15 protein-coding genes are annotated in these 19,209 nt (G+C 69.5%); 4 read left to right on the top strand and 11 right to left on the bottom strand.

Annotation, left to right across the window (positions count from 1 at the left end; genetic code table 11):
* The first annotated feature begins 61 nt into the window (after window positions 1–61).
* Both DS843_RS18110 and amaB read left to right on the top strand, forming a co-directional pair.
* Complete coding sequence (locus DS843_RS18110; RefSeq protein WP_149470264.1) at window positions 62–1,720, top strand: thiamine pyrophosphate-binding protein; 1,659 nt, start codon at window positions 62–64, stop codon at window positions 1,718–1,720.
* 21 nt (window positions 1,721–1,741) lie between these two features.
* Window positions 1,742–3,244, top strand: coding sequence for an L-piperidine-6-carboxylate dehydrogenase (gene amaB, locus DS843_RS18105; RefSeq protein ID WP_149470263.1), 1,503 nt, complete (start codon window positions 1,742–1,744; stop codon window positions 3,242–3,244).
* A 62-nt stretch (window positions 3,245–3,306) separates the two neighbouring features.
* Here amaB and DS843_RS18100 read toward each other — a convergent pair whose 3' ends face one another.
* The 9 genes from DS843_RS18100 to DS843_RS31800 form a co-directional block, all read right to left on the bottom strand.
* Window positions 3,307–3,504 (bottom strand): hypothetical protein, encoded by a 198-nt coding sequence (locus DS843_RS18100; RefSeq protein WP_149470262.1) that lies wholly within the window; start codon window positions 3,502–3,504, stop codon window positions 3,307–3,309.
* A 164-nt stretch (window positions 3,505–3,668) separates the two neighbouring features.
* Complete coding sequence (locus DS843_RS18095; RefSeq protein WP_149470261.1) at window positions 3,669–4,574, bottom strand: DMT family transporter; 906 nt, start codon at window positions 4,572–4,574, stop codon at window positions 3,669–3,671.
* Between the two features lie 167 nt (window positions 4,575–4,741).
* A complete protein-coding gene (locus DS843_RS18090) occupies window positions 4,742–5,248 on the bottom strand; it encodes a copper chaperone PCu(A)C (RefSeq protein ID WP_149470260.1) in 507 nt (168 codons plus the stop codon).
* A 39-nt stretch (window positions 5,249–5,287) separates the two neighbouring features.
* Window positions 5,288–5,695 (bottom strand): DUF2946 family protein, encoded by a 408-nt coding sequence (locus DS843_RS18085; protein ID WP_286192167.1) that lies wholly within the window; start codon window positions 5,693–5,695, stop codon window positions 5,288–5,290.
* A 424-nt stretch (window positions 5,696–6,119) separates the two neighbouring features.
* Entirely contained in the window at window positions 6,120–7,784 is a 1,665-nt protein-coding gene (locus DS843_RS18080) for an ATP-binding protein (RefSeq protein WP_149470258.1), read from the bottom strand.
* 9 nt (window positions 7,785–7,793) lie between these two features.
* Window positions 7,794–9,287 carry an ATPase domain-containing protein gene (locus tag DS843_RS18075; RefSeq protein ID WP_149470257.1) on the bottom strand — a complete coding sequence of 498 codons (1,494 nt, stop codon included), beginning with the start codon at window positions 9,285–9,287 and terminating at the stop codon, window positions 7,794–7,796.
* Between the two features lie 117 nt (window positions 9,288–9,404).
* On the bottom strand, window positions 9,405–10,013 hold the full coding sequence (locus DS843_RS18070) for a hypothetical protein (protein ID WP_149470256.1): 609 nt from the start codon (window positions 10,011–10,013) through the stop codon (window positions 9,405–9,407).
* Window positions 10,014–10,113: 100 nt separating this feature from the next.
* Entirely contained in the window at window positions 10,114–12,693 is a 2,580-nt protein-coding gene (locus tag DS843_RS18065; RefSeq protein ID WP_286192178.1) for a PAS domain S-box protein, read from the bottom strand.
* Between the two features lie 165 nt (window positions 12,694–12,858).
* Entirely contained in the window at window positions 12,859–13,785 is a 927-nt protein-coding gene (locus tag DS843_RS31800; protein ID WP_475849233.1) for a hypothetical protein, read from the bottom strand.
* Between the two features lie 1,769 nt (window positions 13,786–15,554).
* Here DS843_RS31800 and DS843_RS18050 point away from each other — a divergent pair.
* Window positions 15,555–16,517 carry a replication initiator protein A gene (locus DS843_RS18050; RefSeq protein WP_149470252.1) on the top strand — a complete coding sequence of 321 codons (963 nt, stop codon included), beginning with the start codon at window positions 15,555–15,557 and terminating at the stop codon, window positions 16,515–16,517.
* A gap of 15 nt (window positions 16,518–16,532) precedes the next feature.
* Here the strand turns inward: DS843_RS18050 and DS843_RS18045 are convergent, their stop codons facing one another.
* Window positions 16,533–17,414 carry a LysR family transcriptional regulator gene (locus DS843_RS18045; RefSeq protein WP_149470251.1) on the bottom strand — a complete coding sequence of 294 codons (882 nt, stop codon included), beginning with the start codon at window positions 17,412–17,414 and terminating at the stop codon, window positions 16,533–16,535.
* Between the two features lie 116 nt (window positions 17,415–17,530).
* On the opposite strand from DS843_RS18045, the gene DS843_RS18040 reads away from it, so the two are divergent.
* Entirely contained in the window at window positions 17,531–18,601 is a 1,071-nt protein-coding gene (locus DS843_RS18040; protein ID WP_149470250.1) for a YeiH family protein, read from the top strand.
* Between the two features lie 75 nt (window positions 18,602–18,676).
* Here DS843_RS18040 and DS843_RS18035 read toward each other — a convergent pair whose 3' ends face one another.
* The gene (locus tag DS843_RS18035; RefSeq protein WP_149470249.1) at window positions 18,677–19,198 is read right to left on the bottom strand and encodes a hypothetical protein; all 522 of its coding nucleotides are present in this window, start codon (window positions 19,196–19,198) and stop codon (window positions 18,677–18,679) included.
* Window positions 19,199–19,209 lie beyond the last annotated feature (11 nt).

Genomic DNA, 19,209 nt, shown 5'->3' with positions numbered 1-19,209 from the left:
GGGCGGGGCCTGCCGCCAGATTGAGGAGGATTTGAACGCCCAGCCGAGGAACGAGCGCGCTATGAAGACCGGAGGCCAGTTGATCGTCGAGGCGCTGGAGGCGCAGGGCGTCGAGCGCGTGTTCTGCGTGCCGGGCGAAAGCTACCTCGCCGTGCTGGACGCGCTGCACGATTCCCCGATCCGCACCGTCAACGCCCGTCACGAGAGCGGCGCCGCCATGATGGCGGAGGCGGAGGGCAAGCTGACCGGGCGTCCGGGCATCTGTTTCGTCACCCGCGGCCCCGGCGCCACCAACGCCGCGCCGGGCGTGCATGTGGCGCAGCAGGACTCCACCCCGATGATCCTGTTCATCGGCCAGATCGAGCGCGGCATGCGCGGGCGCGACGCCTTCCAGGAGGTCGACTACACGCTCATGTTCGGCGGCATGGCCAAGTGGGTGGCGGAGATCGACAGTGCCGACCGCGTGCCGGAGATGGTCAGCCGCGCCTTCCACACCGCGCTCGCCGGACGCCCCGGCCCGGTCGTTCTGGTGCTTCCGGAAGACATGCTGGTGGAGACGGCGGACGTCACCGCCGCCCGCCCGGCCCAGCCGGTGGACAGCGCTCCCACCCCCGCCCAGGTGGTCGAATTCGGACGTCTGCTCGCCGGGGCGAAGCGCCCGTTGGTCATCGCCGGAGGCTCCCGCTGGTCGGAGGAGGCGGTGGCCGGCTTGCGCGGCTTCGCGGAGCGCTTCGCGCTTCCGGTGGCGGTCACCTTCCGCCGCCAGATGCTGTTCGACCACACGCACCCGAACTACGCGGGCGACATCGGTCTGGGCATCAACCCGAAGCTGGTGGCGCTGGTGAAGGACGCCGACGTGATCCTGCTGCTCGGCGGGCGCTTCTCCGAGGTGCCGTCGCAGAGCTACGGGCTTCTGGGTATCCCGGAGACGGGCAAGACGCTGATCCACGTCCATCCGGGGCCGGAGGAGCTGGGCCGCGTCTACCACCCGGACCTCGCCATCAACGCCACGCCGGGCGGCTTCCTCGACGCGGTGGCCGGGCTGGAGCCGCCGGCCTCCCCCGCCTGGGCCGGGCAGGCCGAGACCGCGCACGCCGCCTACACCGCCTGGAGCGAGCCGCCGGCCACGATCCCCGGCGACGTCCAGATGGGCGCCGTCATGTCCTGGCTGCGCGACACCCTGCCCGACGACGCAATCCTGACCAACGGCGCCGGCAACTACGCCACCTGGATTCACCGCTTCTGGCGCTTCCGCCGCTACGGCACGCAGGCGGCGCCAGTCTGCGGCTCCATGGGCTACGGCCTGCCCGCCGCCGTCGCGGCCAAGCTGCTGCATCCGGAGCGGGACGTGGTCTGCTTCGCCGGGGACGGCTGCTTCCAGATGACCGGGCTGGAGTTCGGCACCGCCGTGCAGGAGGGCGCCAACCTCATCGTTCTGGTCATCGACAACGGCATGTACGGCACCATCCGCATGCACCAGGAGCGGGACTATCCGGGCCGCGTGTCCGGCACCGCCCTGAAGAACCCCGACTTCGCCGCGCTGGCCCGCGCCTATGGCGGCCATGGCGAGACGGTGGAGCGGACGGAGGAGTTCGCTCCGGCCTTCGAGCGCGCCCGCGCCTCCGGCCTGCCCGCCATCCTGCACGTCAAGCTCGACCCCGAGGCCCTGACGCCGAACCGCAGCCTGTCCGACATCCGCGCCGCCGGGCGCCCGCGCTGATCCACACCGAGGACTATCTCCATGCAGCACCGCGACCTTCTTTCCCGCCTCGGCCTTGAGCTTCCCGCCGACGGGTCCGGCCTGTCCGTCCGTTCGCCCATCGACGGCGCGCCGCTGGGCGTGGCGCCGGTCACCCCGGCGTCGGAAATCCCGGAGGTGGCCGCCCGCGCCCAGCGCGCCTTCGAGGCGTGGCGCGTCGTCCCGGCCCCGCGCCGCGGCGAGCTGGTCCGCCTGCTGGGCGAGGAGCTGCGCGACGCCAAGGAGGATCTGGGCCGTCTCGTCACGCTGGAGATGGGCAAGATCTTCCAGGAGGGCCTGGGCGAGGTCCAGGAGATGATCGACATCTGCGACTTCGCGGTCGGCCTGTCCCGCCAGCTCTACGGCCTGACCATCGCGTCGGAGCGTCCGGGCCACGCGATGCGCGAGACCTGGCACCCGATGGGCCCCTGCGCGGTGATCTCCGCCTTCAACTTCCCGGTCGCGGTGTGGGCCTGGAACGCCGCCCTGGCGCTGGTCTGCGGCGACCCGGTGATCTGGAAGCCGTCGGAGAAGACCCCGCTGACGGCACTCGCCTGCCAGCGCATCTTCGAGCGCGCGGTGGCCCGCTTCGGCGACGCTCCGGCGGACTTGCTGCAGGTCGTCAACGGCGGGCGCGACGTGGGCGAGGCGCTGGTCGCCAGCCCGCTGGTCCCCATCGTCTCGGCCACCGGCTCCACCCGCATGGGCCGCGAGGTCGCGCTGAAGGTGGCGGAGCGCTTCGCCCGCCCGATCCTGGAGCTGGGCGGCAACAACGCGATGATCGTCGCGCCGTCCGCCGACCTCGACATGGCGGTGCGCGCCATCGTCTTCGCCGCGGTGGGCACCTGCGGCCAGCGCTGCACCACGCTGCGCCGCCTGATCGTCCACAAGGACGTGCGCGACACGCTGCTGCCGCGCCTCAAGGCCGCCTACGCCTCCGTTCCCATCGGCAACCCGCTGGAGTCCGGCGTTCTGGTCGGCCCGCTGAACGACAAGGGAGCCTATGAGGGCATGCAGCGCGCGCTGGAGCAGGCCAAGGCCGATGGCGGCATCGTGACCGGCGGCGCCCGCGCGCTGGCCGAGCAGTACCCCGATGCCTGGTACGTGCAGCCGGCCATCGTGGAGATGCCGGGCCAGACCGACATCGTGCGGCACGAGACCTTCGCCCCGATCCTCTACGTCCTGACCTACGAGACGCTGGAGGAGGCCATCGCGCTTCAGAACGCGGTGCCGCAGGGCCTGTCCTCCTGCATCTTCACCACCGACATCCGCGAGGCGGAGACCTTCCTGTCGGCGTCCGGCAGCGACTGCGGCATCGCCAACGTCAACATCGGCCCGTCGGGTGCTGAAATCGGCGGCGCCTTCGGCGGCGAGAAGGAGACGGGCGGCGGGCGCGAGTCCGGGTCCGACGCCTGGAAGGCCTACATGCGCCGCCAGACGGCCACGGTGAACTATTCCCGCGCCCTGCCGCTGGCCCAGGGGATCAAGTTCGAGATCGCCGGCTGATCCATTCGGCTGACAAGAGAAAGGCCGCCCGTTCCACCGGGCGGCCTTTTTCCGTTCGGGGTTCAGACGGCTTCGCGCTGAATCCGCCTTGCGGGTCGGTCGGGGGGAGTGTTGCGGCGCAGGTGTTCGGCGATGGGGGTGAGCTGTGCCAGAACCTGCTCGCGGGTCAGACGGTCCCGGCGCAGCACGGCCTGGACCACTGGGTCGTTCAACAGTTCGGCAACGCGGCTGCGCCACGTCTGCTTGGGCAGTCCGTTCATTGCTGTTCTCGTTGCTGTGGCGGCCTGTGGTGATGAAACGCCGGCCCTCACCGGCAGGCGTACGGTACGCGGAGCATGTTACAGTTCGGCGCGTACGGCCCGTGTTATTTCGGGTACCTGAACGTCCTGTGTACGTGCCTCTGGATTAGAAAGGCGGGGGCCGCTCAGGCCCCCTTCGCCGCCGCCTCGCGCGCCCGAACCTGCTCGCGGTGGAAGATGTAGATGCCGCTGGCGACGATCACCAGACCGCCCGCAAGGGTAGAGGCGCTGGGCGACTCGCCGAAGACCAGCAGGCCGTAGAGCACCGCCCAGATCAGCGTCGTGTAGCCGAAGGGCGCCACCGTCGCGGCGTCCGCCACCGTGTAGGCGCGGATCAGGCAGAAGTGGCTGCACGCTCCCAGCACGCCCAGCAGGATCATCAGCGCCGCCCCCGTCAGGTCGGGCGTCACCCAGCCGAAGGGCAGAAGCAGCCCGCAGAGCACCGTCCCCGCCATGCTGGTGTAGAAGAAGGTCGTCAGGGTGGAATCGCCGCCGCGCAGCAGCCGGGTGACGATCTGGTAGAGCGCGTTGCACAGCGCCGCACCCAGCGGCAGCAGGATCGCCCATTGGAAGACGATGCTGGCCGGACCGATGATGATCATCGCCCCGGCGAAGCAGCCCAGCACCCCCAGCCCGCGCCGCCAGCCCACCGTCTCCTTCAGGAGCGGGACGGACAGGACGGTGACCAGAACCGGCGCCACGTTGGCGATGGCCGCCACATCCACGAAGGGCAGCGTCTTGTAGGACACCGCCACCAGCAGCGTCAGCACCGCCAGCAGGGCGGAGCGGAGGATTTGAACCCCCGGACGCTTGGCGATCAGGTGGCTGGGCGAGCGCGCCGCCACCACCACGAAGGCGATGCCCAGATGCACCGCGAATCGCGCCCAGGCGACCTCCGCGAAGGGATAGGTCTGGACCAGAACACGCAGCGTCGCGTCCTGCGTGACGAACAGCAGTGTGGTCAGCAGCATCCATGCGATGCCGGCCCGCCCGGATGAGGCTGCGGACAGGGCCTTGTCGGTGACGGTCATGAGGCGGCGATCATGGGCGGGGCTGTCCTTCCTGTGAGCCTTCCTGCGGCGCCCCGCAACCCTGGCCCATGAACGGCAACCGGTCAAATGCGATACTGGTATATCAGTGCGGACCTGCGGTTGCCGCCGCGCCGGCCCGTGGGCGGGTCCGGCGCGGCGGACACCCGTCAGTGCTTGTGCTGCGTGCCGCCCGGCTGCGGCCCGCCCGCGCCGTTGTGGGACGGGGCGGCGGAACCGGCGCCCTGCACGTCCACCTGCACGGTGACCGGGCCGGCCTTCTCGAAGGTCAGGGTCAGCGGGAACGCCTTCCCCTGGGCCAACGGCTGCTTCAGGCCGAGCAGCATGACGTGCAGGCCGCCGGGCTGGAGCGCCGTGGGCGAGCCCGGAGCCACCTCGATGGCGTCGACCTGACGCATCTTCATGACGCCGTTGTCCATCAGGTGGGTGTGCAGTTCCGCCTTGTCGGCGACGGGCGTGCTGGCCGACAGCAGACGGTCGCTGTCCGCGCCGTGGGCGTTCAGGACCATATAGGCCGCGCCGTTCCGCGCCGAGGGCGCCGTGGCGCGCGCCCAGGGATGTTCGATGTTGATCGGCCCGGCCTTGTGATCGTGGGCCAGGGCGGTGCCGGCGGTCAGGGCGATCAGAGCGGCGAGCGCCAGGGTGTGCTTCTTCATGATGACGTAGTCCTGCGAAAAATTCGGTGGATCTGGAGATCAAAGGGACAAGGCAGGAAGCGTCACCGGCGGCGCACGGGCGTTCGGGCGAAAACCGCGCGGGCGGCGGAGCCGGCGGGTCCGACACGGCGGCAACCGCAGCGCCCCGAAAAAGCGCGGCGGAGGAACGGCCACACCCGCCGGGGTGAGCGCCGCCGGAGGCGCGCAGCCGAGCTGGCAATCCAGGCAGTGCGCAAGATCGTGCCCCGGCTGACCGGGTACCGAGGGCAGCCGTTCCCCGGCGCCGTCCGGCCCGCACATGGACGACGCCCAGAACGCCTGCGCCAATCCCGCGGACAGCGTGGCGACAGCCTGAACCGGCGCCTGCACCAGGATCAGCAGCAGCCCGACGGCCAGAGCCGTGGACAGCGCGGCTCTCCAGCGGAACAGGGAACGGCGGAGCGTCATGCGGTTTCCCTCGCCCCCGCCGGGGAGAAGGCCGAAGACCTCGCCAGTGTCGCCCCGTTCACCCGCCGATGCCAATTCCGTCTCCAGGCCGGACAACCGGTTGTAGGCGATGGACCGGGGGCTTGTCGAGTTGCCGTCCTTCGGAAACCAAGGCTATCGCATTTGGTGCTGAGTCCTTCTCCCGTCCCGGGAGAGGGTGGCCGCGCAGCGGCCTCTCGCGCTGGCTGGAAGCCAGCGCTGACGGCGACAGGCGGATGCCATTGGCATCCGCTGAGAGCCGGGTGAGGGTACCGGCAAGGATCAGCGACGGATTCTCGTGCGACCCTCACCCTTCCCACGCTGGCGCGTGGGTCCCTTCCCTCTCCCGGGGCGGGAGAGGGAAATCAAATGCGATGACCCTGCTTCGGAAACCGGGACTATGGCCTCAGGCCTCGTCGCCGTCCAGCAGCGAGCGGACCGTGATCTGCAAGGTTTCAACCCCGACCGGCTTGCCGAGCATCCGCGTGCCGGGTCCGAGACTGTCCGGTTCAAGGGCGGCGTAATGCGCGTAACCGGTCACGAACAGCACCTTCAACCCCGGGCGAAGGCCGCGCGCGAGGCTCGCCAGCTCCCGTCCGGTCATTCCAGGCAATCCGACATCGGTGACCAGAAGATCGATCGATGCGTCGGACTCCAGTATCCGGCTCGCCGCTTGGGGGTCCGCCGCCTGCAGAACACGGTATCCCTGGCCTTCCAGCGCTTCGACCCACAGCATCAGCACGAGAGCCTCGTCCTCGACCACGAGGATGGTTTCATTGCTCCGGATGGGAGTCTGCGGCTCCGGTTCCGGATCGGCGACCGGCCTGTCCGCATCGGCGGCACCGTCATGCCGCGGCAGATACAGGCTGACGGTCGTGCCGCGCCCGGGCTTCGAATGGATGGCCGCGTGTCCGCCCGATTGGCGCGCGAAGCCGTAGATCTGGCTCAGCCCGAGCCCGGAGCCCTGACCGATGGGCTTCGTCGTGAAGAACGGTTCGAACGCCCGCTCCAGAACGGCCGGAGACATGCCGGTGCCGGTATCCGTCATGCGGAGCAGGACGTAGCCGCCGGGAAGGGCGTCCCCTTGCGTGTCGGAAAAGGTCTCGTCCAGAACGGCGTTGCACGTCTCGATGCGGATGTGCCCGCCGTCGGGCATGGCGTCGCGGGCGTTGATGGCCAGATTGAGAAGAGCGCTTTCGACCTGATTGGCATCCGCCCATGTCCGCCAGAGACCGGGAGCCAGCACCGTCTCCACCTGGATCGACTCGCCGACGGACCGCTGAAGCAGGCCGCTCATGGCGGTGACCAGCGCGTTCACGTCCAGGCTCCGGGGGGACAGCGGCTGGCGCCGGGCAAAGGCCAGAAGATGCCGGGTGAGCGCGGCGGCGCGGTCTCCGGCGGTGATGGCCATGGCGACATGGCGCAGCAGCGGGTCGTCGTCCGGCAGCTTGCCTTGCACCAAATGCAGGTTGCCGAGCATGACCTGCAGAAGATTGTTGAAGTCGTGGGCGATCCCGCCCGTGAGCTGGCCCACCGTTTCCATCTTCTGCGCCTGCTGCAACGCTTCCTCGGCCTTTCGGCGCTCCAGCATTTCGTTTTCCAGCGCGGCGGTCCGCTCCGTCACCCGGCGCTCCAGTTCGTCGTTGGCCCGCTCGATGTCGGCCAGAAGCGTTCGGGTGCGGTATTGGCGCAGGCGCGTCCGGGTCGCGGACCGCGCCGCGCTCTGCAGGGCTTCGGCGTGCAGGGGCGGGTCCAGCAGCGTGACGTTGCCGAGCCGCTGGAACTGCGCCCACCGCGCCTTGGTGGCCGAACGGCTGCCGCGCGCCGTGAGCACGAGAATGGGAAGGTCCGACCAGGGCGGCTGCGCCTCCAGGCAAGCGATCAGTTCCTCCATCCCGGCACCCAGGGCGCCTTCGGACAGGATCAACGCCGTGATTTCCTTCGTCAGCCCGTCGCACACGGCCGGCAGGTCGGCGCAGACCCGGGTGGCCAGCCCGACCTCGTCCAGCACGAGACGGATGACCTCCGCATCGCGGCCATGCGGGGCGAGGACGAGGATCGGGGCGTCCATGGCCTGCGGTCAGCCCGTCTCGCTCTGCCCGCGCAACAGCGGGTCCGCGGAGCCGTCATAGCTGGGGATGCCGGTGAGCACGCCGCGGAATTCCATGAGCTGCGGGCCGATCTGCATGCCCTCGGGGAACAGACGGAATTCGCGGATCGACAGCTCATGGACGCCGGTGCGCTTCTTGACCACCGAGATCGCCTTCCGCACCTCCCCCGCCGCCTCGAAGAAGCGCAGCAGCACCACCGTGTCGCTCATGAAGGACAGGTCCACCGGATTCTGGATGTCGCCGACGATGCCCTGCTGGGCGAGGATCAGGATGGTCACGACCCCCTGGTTGTTCAGATAGGTGAGGAGTTCGTGCATCTGGAGGATGAGCGCCTTCTCCTCCGGCATGGTGCTGAGGTACGAGTTCAGGCTGTCGATCACCACGACGCGGGCCTTCTGGTCCTCCACCTGACGGCGGACCTGCCAGACGAACTGGCCCGGCGACAGGCGCGACGGATTGGCGCGTTCCCAGCCCAGCTCGCCCCTGCGGACCGCCTCCTCGATGTCGATGCCGAGCGCGGTGCTGCGCAGCGCCAGGGTCTCGAAGGACTCGTCGAAGGAGAAATAGGCCGCGTGTTCGCCGCGGCGCACCGCCGCCGTGACATATTGAAGAGCGATGGACGACTTGCCGACGCCCGAGGGGCCGACGAGCATCGTCGTCGTGCCGCGGGTCAGCCCGCCGCCCATCAGCTTGTCCAGCCCGTCCAGGTTGCTCGACACGACGGTCGGCTCGAACTCCGCCTTGTGCTCGTCCGCGATCAGGCTCGGGAAGATCAGCACATTGCCCGGCGTGATGGCGAAATCGTGCCAGCCGCTCTGGTATTCTGTGCCGCGCATCTTGGCGATCCGCAGACGCCGCCGCGCCGCGCCGTAGGACCGTTCGATCTGCTCCAGGCTGACCACGCCGTGCATCAGGCTGTGCAGTTCCATGGAGCCGGTCTGGCTGGTCAGATCGTCCAGCGCCAGCGTGGTGCAGTGGCGCCCCTGAAGGAACTGCTTCAGCGCCAGGATCTGCCGCCGGTAGCGAAGCTGGTCCTGGGCGAGCAGCCGCAGTTCCGACAGGGAGTCGATCACCACGAGGTCGGGGTTTTCGGCCTTGATCCGGTCGGTGATGAGGCGGATGGTCTCGCCCAATTCCACCTCGGACGGATAAAGCACGCTCTGCTGGCGGTCGAGCTGCGCTTCCAGCGGGACGAGTTCGAAGATGCCGATGTCGTCCAGCGACCAGCCGTGGCTGCTGGCCGAGGCCCGGAGTTCCGTCTCGGTTTCCGAAAGAGTGACGTAGAGACCGCGCTTGCCGTCCTCCAGGCCCTTCAGCAGGAATTGAAGGGCGATGGTCGTCTTGCCGGTTCCCGGCGCGCCTTCCAGAAGATGAAGCCGCCCGCGCGGCAGACCGCCCCGCAGGATCATGTCGAATTCCGGAATCCCGGTAACGATCTTTTCGGTGTTGGTCGGCTCCGGCACCCACATCTCCTCTTGATCCGGCCCGTCGGCACCATCCGTGCCCCGCGCCAGCATCAACCCGAAGCCGGGGCCCCTGTTCCTTTGCGCCTTCCGCAAGCCGAACGCCGTCGGTTTCCTTTACCGGCCCGCTCCCAGGACGCGGCGCCGTTTGGGGTCAGGCCCCAACGAGCGGATGAAAGGGGGCAGCCCGCCGGCGGAGCGCGTGTTGAAGGCGGCCTTCGGCGCGCCGTCCTCTCCCTTCTCCTCCTCCACCCTCTCCGCCGCCCTCCTCTCCGCCGCCACCGTCTCCACAGGGGCCGCCACCGGGCGGAAGCCGCGGGCGATCCACAGGACGAAGGCGCCGGACAGAAGAAGAAGCAGCGGCGGCACCGCGGCGCGCGCAGCCCAGGGCCACAGCGCCTCCGCCCGGCGCTGCCAGCGCTCCGCCCAGAAACGGTCGGCGATCCGGCGCAGGCGCTCCTCGCCGAGGTCCGGGGGCGCGGCCAGCGTGGTGCCGTCGGCGAAGTCGGTCCGCGCGACGACGCCGCGCCTCACGCCGTCCACCACCACCGCCTCGTCGGCGGCGTAGTGCTGCGGCAGGAAACCGTCCTTCGCTTCGGAAAAGGCGTAAAGACCCGCAAAGGGGTGCCGGCCTTGCAGGTCGTTCGCGGCGAAGGCGCCGACCGCGGCCACCCACAGCAGGGCGGCGGCAAGCCAGCCCCGCCACAGGCCCTTGCTCCAGTTCATCTCCCGTCTCCCTCTTCCCCAAGGAGGCGGAGACGCTAAAGACCCGGCCGGTCGGCGGCCAGGGTCAAAAACCGGCCCTTCATCGTCTGGCTGCTCTTGGTCAGGCCGCGGGCCTCAGCAGTTCGCGCAGGATGTGCGGGGTGATCGGCTTGTGGACGAGGCGGAAGCCGGCGCCGCGGATTTCGGTGATGCGTTCGGGCGCCGTGTCGCCGGTCAGAACCACGGCGGGAACGCGCACGCCGCAGACGCCGTGGATGTCGCGGATCGCCTCCACCCCCGTCCGCCCCTCGCGCAGGCGGTAGTCGGCGATGATCAGGTCCGGCAGGCGGCCAAGCCCGTGCAGCAGGTCCACCGCCTCCTCCCCCGACACGGCGGCCACCACCTCGTAACCCCACTGTTCCAAAAGGGTGCGCAGGCTGAGAAGCACGATGGCCTCGTCGTCGATGACCACCACCAGCCCCTGCCCGTCGTCGTTGGCCCGGTCGGCCCCGTTGCGGCGCAGGATCGCGCGGGCGCGCACCGAGGGAAGCTCGACCGAGAAGACGCTGCCCCGTCCGGGCCGCGACCGCAGGGCGATCGTGTGGCCGAGCAGCCCGGCCAGCCGCTTCACGATGGCAAGCCCGAGACCCAGCCCCTTGGTCCGGTCGCGCTCGGGGTTGCCGATCTGGAAGAACTCCTCGAAGACGGTCTGCTGCAACTCCTCCGGCACCCCGACCCCGTTGTCGGCCACCTCGATCCGCAGAGCGCCGTTGCCGCGCCGGCAGCCGACCACGACGCCGCCCCGCTCGGTGTAGCGCAGCGCGTTCTCGATCAGGTTGCGCAGGATGCGTTCCAGAAGCATCGGGTCGGTGCGCGCCCACAAGGAGGTCGGCACGACGCGAAGGCGCAGCCCCTGCCCTTCCGCACGCGGCCCGTACTCCGCCGCCAGCCGGTCGAGCAGCGGGCCGACCGCGCATTCCGTCACGCTGGGCACCACCGCTCCGGCGTCGAGCCGCGACACGTCCAGCAGGCTGTCCAGAAGGAGCTTCAGCGCGTCCAGCGAATGCCCCATGCTGGCGACCAGTTCGTGCCCGGAATTGCCGCGCAGCTTGTCGTCCAGCACCTGCGCGAAGAAATAGAGCGACTGCACGGGCTGGCGCAGGTCATGGCTGGCCGCCGCCAGGAACTGGGTCTTCGCCCGCTCCGCCTTTTCAGCGCGGGTCTTCTCCCGCCGGGCCTCGTCCGCGGCGCGCAGGGCGCGCTCCATCGCCTCCTCCGCCGCGTCCTTGGCGGCGAGCAGCGCCTCCTCCGCCGTCTTGCGGGCGGTGATGTCGCGCACGATGCCGGTGAAGCGCGTTTCGCCGTCCGCCTTCCATTCGGCAACCGACAACTCCAGCGGGAACACCGACCCGTCCTTGCGCCGGCCCGACACCTCGCGCCCGATGCCGATGATCCGCCGTTCCCCGGTACGGTGGTAGCGCTTCAGATAACCGTCGTGGGCGCCGCGGTCCGGTTCAGGCATCAGCATGCTGACGTTGCGGCCCATCACCTCCTCCACGGCGTAGCCGAAGATGCGCTCCGCTGCGCGGTTGAAACTGTGCAGGACGCCGGCCCGGTCGATGACCAGGATGGCGTCCACCGCCGTGTCCACGATGGCGCGGTAGCGCGCCTCCGCCTGAGCGGCGGTTTCGCTGGCCCCGACGAGAGCGGTGCTAGCCTCGGCCATGACCCGGTGCAGTTCGTCGAACTCGCTCACGGACACGCCGCCGTCGTAGCGGATGGGCCGCCCTTCCATCAGGCTGCCGCCGTGAGCGGCCAGTTCGCGGACGGGGTGGGCGAGCCGCCGGGCGAACACCGCCGCCGACGCCGCCGAAACGCCCAGCAGAAGCAGACCCAACCCCAGCGCCAGCACGACCGTGCGGTGCAGGGGATTCAGAACGGCCTCGGCCGGCGTCGCGGCAACCAGCGTCCATCCGGCAAGCTGCGCGCGGTGGAAGGCACCGATGATCTCCACCCCGTCCAGCGTGGCTCCGCGGTAATTGCCGGTCACCGCCGCGCCGCGCGCTTCCAGGAACCAGTCCGGAACCGTCCGCCCCAGAAACTCCGCATGCTCGCGCGAGCGCGCGGCGATCCGGTTCTGGCCGTCGATGATCGCGGCGATCAGGCCGGACCGGGTCTCGAACCCCTCCAGGAGGTTGCTCCAGGTCTGCGGGTCGATCACCGCCGACAGGACGTAGCGGAGGGTGCCGTCGCGCAGCACCGGCACCATGACGGCGATCGTCGGACGGTCGCCCGCCGTCGCGGCCATCAGATCGGACACCGCCGGCTGGCGGGTCGCGATCACCCGTCGCAGGGTGTCGAGCTGGGTCCCGGCCGGAACGGGGGCGCCAGGAGGGGTTGCCGTATCGGCGATCCCGCGCCCCGACGGATCGGTCAGCACGATGCCGGTCCAATAGGGATGCTGGGACAGCGCCTGCGTCGCCCGCTGGTGGAAGGCGGCGGGATCGTCGACGGCCAGCGCCTCCGCGCGGGACAGCGCCCGCAGCGAGTCGATGGTCGCGGCCAGTTCCCGGTCCACGATCAGGGCCAGCGCCTCCGCCGTGTCGTACATGTTGTCTTCGACCGCTTCGCGCTGCTGCTGCACCAGCCAGCCGATGAGCATCCCGCCGAGCAGAAGCATCGGCACCAGAGTCACGAGCACAAGCCTCAAGAGGTACCCGCGCAGAGTCATCGGTCGCTGACGGAATACCTTTATGGACGGCATGGATGGGCGATCCCAAAAGTTCGGGGCACCAACGGACTGTCGTATCTTGCGCCCCCCTTTCGTGGTTCGCTACTGGAATCTTGGCCGTTCGGATGAAGCTGTTTATAAAGACACTAACCTATCGGAATATTGAACGCCCTGCCGCGCCATGGCGCCGGTGCCTCTGCCCCTTGAGCGATCTTTGGAACGCTTCGTTTCTGGGTATGCACTTTTCAGGTGTGGACTCTTACTGGAAAGTGCCGGGCGCCCGTCATTGCATACTGTGGTATGAAAGTCTTTTGTGGTCCGGCTATTTTGGAAGAACTTCGGCACCGCAACCGACGGGCCTGCGGCCGCATGCGAAGTCTGGGGAAGGGGCTGCGCGGCCACCGTCTCCCCTTGCGGTCCCTCCGGACGGGCGGAAACGGGGGCTGGAAGCGCCGGGACCGGCATCGGGGCCGCGACGGCCATCGCCTGCTGACGGCGGGCGGTTTCCGCCTCCTTCTCCTTCTGGCGGCGGCGGAAGGCGATCTCGCGGGCGCGGATCTGCTGTTCCTGGCGAAGGGCCATGGCCAGCCGGCGCAGGGCCGCCGTTCCACCGTCCACCGATGCCTGACCGGCGGCGGCGCGGAAGTCGCCGACCGTGGGAAAGCGCCGGTAGCCGGACCGGAAGGAGGACCAGACGCCGCGGAAGCCGGCGATCCACTCCTCGGCGGACCAGCCGGCCATGTCGAGGATGTCGGCCTCCAGCACGTCGGCGTCCGGAAGCTCCAGGCCGAAGCGGGCGGCCAGCTTCTCGATGCCGGTCAGCACATTCTCCACCCCGATGGCCGGGCAGGCGTTCTCGAGGGCGGCCTCCACACGGTGGGCCAGCGCCCCGATCTCCTCCGGCGTGCGGTCCGCGATCTCGAAGCGCAGGTCGGCGCGCTCAAGACGGGCGAGCGAGGCGATCGCGCAGGGCAGAGAGGACACCGGCGTTGCGGGCAGCCACGCCATGTCCGGCGTCTGCGGTGCGGCGCTGGCGGAAAGGCTCGGAAGGCTGTCGGTCATACTGGTCGCTCCGGTTGGAGGGGCGGTGGAAAGCGGTGCCGAAGGGGACGACGGTGCTTGCGGGCGTGTCCCCGGCGGACATGTCCCCGGTGGGCATGTCCTTGTCTGGCGCTGCGGCGGGGGCGACCAGTTCGCGGGCCACCCATTTGCGCCAGGCGCCGGACGGATCGGCCGGGCTGTAGCCGTTGCGGGCGTTGGCCTTGCGGCACCAGGCCACGAACTTGCGGGTCACCGCGGCGGGATCGACCTCCGGCCGGGTTTCGGCGGCCCAGGCCAGATCGGCGGCGTCCGGCTGCCAGTCTTCGGCCAGAGCGTCCCGGCCCTTGCCCTCCGGTCTTCCATCCGATTTGCCGACCGATCCCCCCGCCCGGAAGGAGGAGGAGTTTTGAGATTCAGGATTCCCAGTCCTTAGGAGTCCGTCAGCCGGCTGACCGGTGGCGTCGGCGGGCCGACCGGAAGAGTCGGTGTCCTGCGCTCCCACCAGGGCATAGACCATCCCGCGGAAGCCGCGTTCACGGCGGGCTTCCACCAGGGACAGGTCCGGGGCCTGCAATTTCGTCAGCACGGCGGACAGCCACGGACGGCTCTTGCCCAGTTCGGCGGCCAGTTCGTCCTGGACCAGACCGGTGCACACGCCGGCCGCATCCGCACGCGCGTAAAGACCGGAGAGCACCGCGATTTCCGCGGCGCCGACACCGGGCGCACCGATCCATCGCCGGTACAAGGTCGTGTACGGGGTCATCGTCTTCCCATGATCCAGCGCTTCGATCCCGGTGGAAGACAAAGCGGGAGCGTCAGCGGAATCCGCGATTCCACTTGGTTTTCCGGAATCACCCTGGCATCATGAAGTCGCCAAACCGCTGATGCGTGGGTCCGGTTCTCCCGGTCTTCCATCGGTTTTCGACACTTCGGTGTACACGAGGGCACAGGTCGCCAAACCTGTGCCCTTTGTGTTTCCGGAGGTCGCGTCCTCCGCTACGTCATCGTCGCCTCCTTCGGCGTTCCGCGGCTGTTCAGAAAACCAACTCTCAAAACCCCACTCCTGAAAACCGACGCCCAAAAGCTATCGGTTCGGGCTTCGTGGGGCCCGTTGCGCAAGATGTTGTCGTGGCCCCGACAGGCTGTCCACGATTCAAATGCGTGCGTCGGAATCGCTCCGGTTGCGGTCCGGCGGGGCGCTGGAGTCAGCGGAATCAAGGCTTTGAGGCCTTCGTGACGGCGTCGGGCGGTGTCCGGGTGTCGCCGTTCTGCCGAGAAACCGGGCTGAAAACGTCGCCGTTCTGCCGAAAGATTCCTGCGCACGGCTCCGGGCGCCGGAGCGTCGGAGTCCGCCCGATGTCGCCGTTCTGCCGAATAATCTGGGCTGTGGCCCATCGGTGACTCCGGGAATCGGCCGGGAATCGGACTCCGACTCGCGCGACCGAGTGTCGCCGTTCTGCCAATGTGCTCCCTCCCAAGACGCCTCCGGACCCTGCGGAGTCCGGAAAGAGTCAGGGAATCCAAGCCTTTCAGCGTCCTTCCCCGGCCTGTGGGGAGGCCGGACCGTCAGAACGCGGACGCTTTCGGCAGGGACGAGCCCCAGCGGGGCACAGCGTCCGGGGGAACTGGCAGAACGGCGACATTCGTTCGCACGGTCACAGCGTCGTTTCCGGGCGATGAGGAATCTTTCGGCAGAATGGCGACGTTTGCGCCTGCGCCGTGGAACATGCGGGGCGTATCGGGAATCATGACCGTAACCGCCCACCGGCGGGGCCGGGGAGACTGGGTGCATGGACGACCACAAGACCGAAACGGAAAACGCCGAACTGCTGGACCGGCCGGTCCAGCTCGCGCTGCGGCTGGATTCGCCGCTGCGCGGCGACGTGAACAACGACCGGGCGCTGATGGCCTATTCGCTGTTCGGCCTGTCCAAGGACAAGGTGGAAAGCCTTCCCACCTACGACGACGGCAAGGTGAAGATCGAGGTGCGCGCCCCCCGCGACGTCGGCGTTGCGACGATCTGGGACAAGTCGGTGCTGATCTACGCCGTCTCGCTGCTGCGCGAGAAGATGGCGGAGGGCAAGATGGGGCCGGAGGTGGGAAAGCTGCACTTCACCACCAGCGACCTCCAGCGCATCGTCGGCAAGACCGCCGGGGGCAGCGCCTACGACAAGATCGAAGGGGCGCTGGAGCGGCTTCAGGGCACGCAGATCAAGACCAACCTGGAGGCCGGAGGCGAGGGCGAAAGCGGCGCCTTCTCCTGGATTTCCGATTACAAGCTGCTGTATCGCCGCGGCAAGAAGGACGGCGAGCGGCAGGTGCGCGGCCTGACGCTGGTCCTGTCGAACTGGGTGGTGCGCGCGGCGCTGGGCAACAACCTGCTGACCTATTCGGAGGACTATTTCGCGTTGAAACCCATCGAGAAGCGGCTCTACGAGATCGCCCGCGCCCATCTGGGCCACGGCAACGCCTTCTGGATGGCGCTGGAGCCGCTGCGCAAGCGGGTCGGGTCCGACAACGACCTGCGCAAGTTCAAGAACGCGCTCGGCCCCGTGCTCCAGGCCGACCGCATCCCCGGCTACGGCGTGCGCATCGTCGAGGCCGCGGAATACAAGGAGTTGATGACGGCCCGCGGCGCCTCCATCGCCCGCGTGCTGAACGCCGACCTGCCGGTGATCTTCTGGCGCAAGGACGCCGGCGAACCGGAAAGCTGGATCGACATCCCCAGGGTCGAGTTCGACGAGGTGGTCTGATCCACCTCCCCTCCCCTATTCCGCCAGCAGCAAATCGCGGAAGGTCCGGGCGGCGTGGCTCAATCCGCGCTCCCGGTGACGCAGCAGGCGGAAGGGCCGTTCGGGCAGCGGGAAGGGAACGCGGTGCAGGTGCCCCGCCGCCAGCGCGCCGCGCGCCACCAGATCCGACAGGGCGCTCGCCCCCGCCCCGGCCATGACCGCCGACAGAACCGCCTCGTTGGACGGCAGTTCCAAGGCGACCGGCAACGCCTCCGGGGCGGTCCCCTGCCCGCGCAGCGCCTCCTCGAATTCGGAGCGGGTGCCCGAACCGGATTCCCGCAGGACCCAGGGCGAACGGGGCAGGTCCTCCGCCGTCAGATCGCCGCGCCCGCGCCAGGGGTGATCGTCGCCCACCACCAGCACCAGACGGTCGCCGGGCAGCATGTCCTGGTCCAGCAGCGGGTCCGTCACCTCCCCTTCCACCAGCCCCAGGTCGGCGGCGCCGTCCAGAACGGCCCGCGCGACCTGCGCGGTGTTGGCGGCCTTCACCGCGACGTCCACGTCCGGATGGCGCTTGCGGAAGGCGACGAGAGGACCGGGCAGCCAGTAGGCGGTGATGGTTTGGCTGGCGTGGATGGCGATGCGCCCGCGCTTCAGCGCCGACAGGTCGGCCAGCATGCGTTCCGCCGCCTCCGCGCGGGCCAGCACCCCGACGGCCTCGGTCAGGAACAGGCGTCCGGCCTCCGTCAGCTCGATGCGGCGGCCCACCCGGTCGAACAGGCGGACGGCGTGCCGCGCCTCCAGGCTGGAGACGGCGGCGCTGACCGCGGACTGCGTCAGGTTCAGGGATGCCGCCGCCCGCGTCACATGCTGCTGCGCGGCGACGGCCACGAAGATGCGGAGCTGCTCCAGGGTCACGCGCTCTTTCCTTGCCGTTCGGACGTTCGATTTTCCCGAACGTTTCATCCAGTATAATCCGTTGGATCGAACGGTCGAGGGCGCGCAGGGTCACGGCTCCGTTTCCCGAGGACCCCATGCCGCGTCTCTGCCAACCATCGCCGCGCCCGTCCCTTCCGGCCCTGCTGCCGCCCCTGCTGCCGGGAGTCCTGCTCTGCTCCGGCGTGAGCGGCGCGGCGCTCGCCCTGCAAAGCCTGGAGGAGCGTGTCTTCGGGCAGGCGTGGCTGGAGGCTCTGGTGCTGGCGATCCTGATCGGGGTGGCGGTGCGCAGCGTCTGGACGCCGGGGCGCCGCTGGAAGGCGGGAACGGACTTCAGCGCCAGGACCCTGCTGGAGGTCGCGGTGATGCTGCTGGGCGCCTCCATCGACCCGGCCACGATTCTGGCTGCCGGGCCGGGGCTGGTGGCGGGAATCGCCGGGGTCGTCGCCCTGGCCCTGGCGGTCAGCTACGGCATCGGGCGCCTGCTGGGGCTGCCGCCGCGCATGGCGGTGCTGGTCGCCTGCGGCAATTCCATCTGCGGCAACTCGGCCATCGCCGCAACGGCGCCGGTGATCGGCGCGGACGGCGACGACGTGGCGGCTGCCATCGCCTTCACGGCGGTATTGGGCGTGCTGGTGGTGCTGCTCCTGCCGCTGCTGGTCCCGCTGCTGGGCCTCAGCGCCATGCAGTACGGCGTGTTCGCCGGGCTGACCGTCTACGCGGTGCCGCAGATCCTGGCGGCGACGGCACCGGTCGGCGCGTTGAGCGTCCAGGTCGGGACATTGGTGAAGCTGCTGCGCGTTCTGATGCTGGGGCCGGTGGTGGTGGCGCTGGCCCTGCTGGTGAAGCCGGAGGGACATGCGGGAGAGCGCCCGAAGGCCCGCCCGCCCCTACGCCCGCCCCTGCGCCGGCTGGTGCCCTGGTTCATCCTGGGCTTCCTGGCTCTGGCCGGGTTGCGGACCGCGGGGCTGATCCCGGACGCGGCGCTGGCGGCCTGTCGGAATGCGGCGGGCGTCCTGACGGTGCTGTCGATGGCCGCTCTGGGGCTGGGGGTGGATGTGCGGATGCTGTCGCGGGCCGGACTGCGCGTCATGGGGGCGGCGGTGCTGTCGCTGGCGGCGCTGGGCGCCATCGGGTTGGGGCTGATCCGGCTGCTGGGCATCCATTGAGCGCACAAAAAGACGGCCGGCAGAATTCTGCCGGCCGCGAGTTGGCGGGGAGGAACGACGCGAGGGGGAGGGCCCTTACTTCTGGATGCCGATGACCTGCTGGTTGGCCTTGTTGCCGATGCCGGCGGAGAGGTTGGAGACGGTGCCGAGGTTCTGGTTGAAGAGGGCGCCGGGGGCGCCGAACTGCATGGCCTTGACCTGCTGGTTGGCGGTGTTGCCGATGCCGACGGCGCTGTTGCTGACGGTGCCGGCGTTGCTGTTGAAACCGCCCAGCGCGAAGGGCGTCTTCACCCCGGCCCCGCCGGTCTGCATGCCGAAGACCTGCTGCTTGGCCTTGTTGCCGACCCCGGCGGCGAGGTTGGAGACGTTGCCCAGGTTGGAGGCGGTGCCGAACGGCCCGGTCAGCCCGCCGCCGGCCTGGACGCCCATCACCTGCTGCTGCGCCTTGTTCTGGATGCCCGCCGCGGTGTTGGAGATGACGCCGAGATTGGAGACGTTGCCCATCGGGATGCCGCCGGTCATCAGGTCGCCGGCGAAGGCCGGGGCGGCGATGGCGGAGCACAGCAGGGCGGCGGCGATCAGGGTGGTGCGGCGCATGGTCTGGTTTC

Origin of the sequence: Roseomonas genomospecies 6 (assembly GCF_008365375.1) — a bacterium.
Lineage (GTDB): Bacteria > Pseudomonadota > Alphaproteobacteria > Azospirillales > Azospirillaceae > Azospirillum.
Note: the sequence above shows the minus strand (reverse complement) of the source record. Positions and strands in the feature narration are given on the sequence as shown.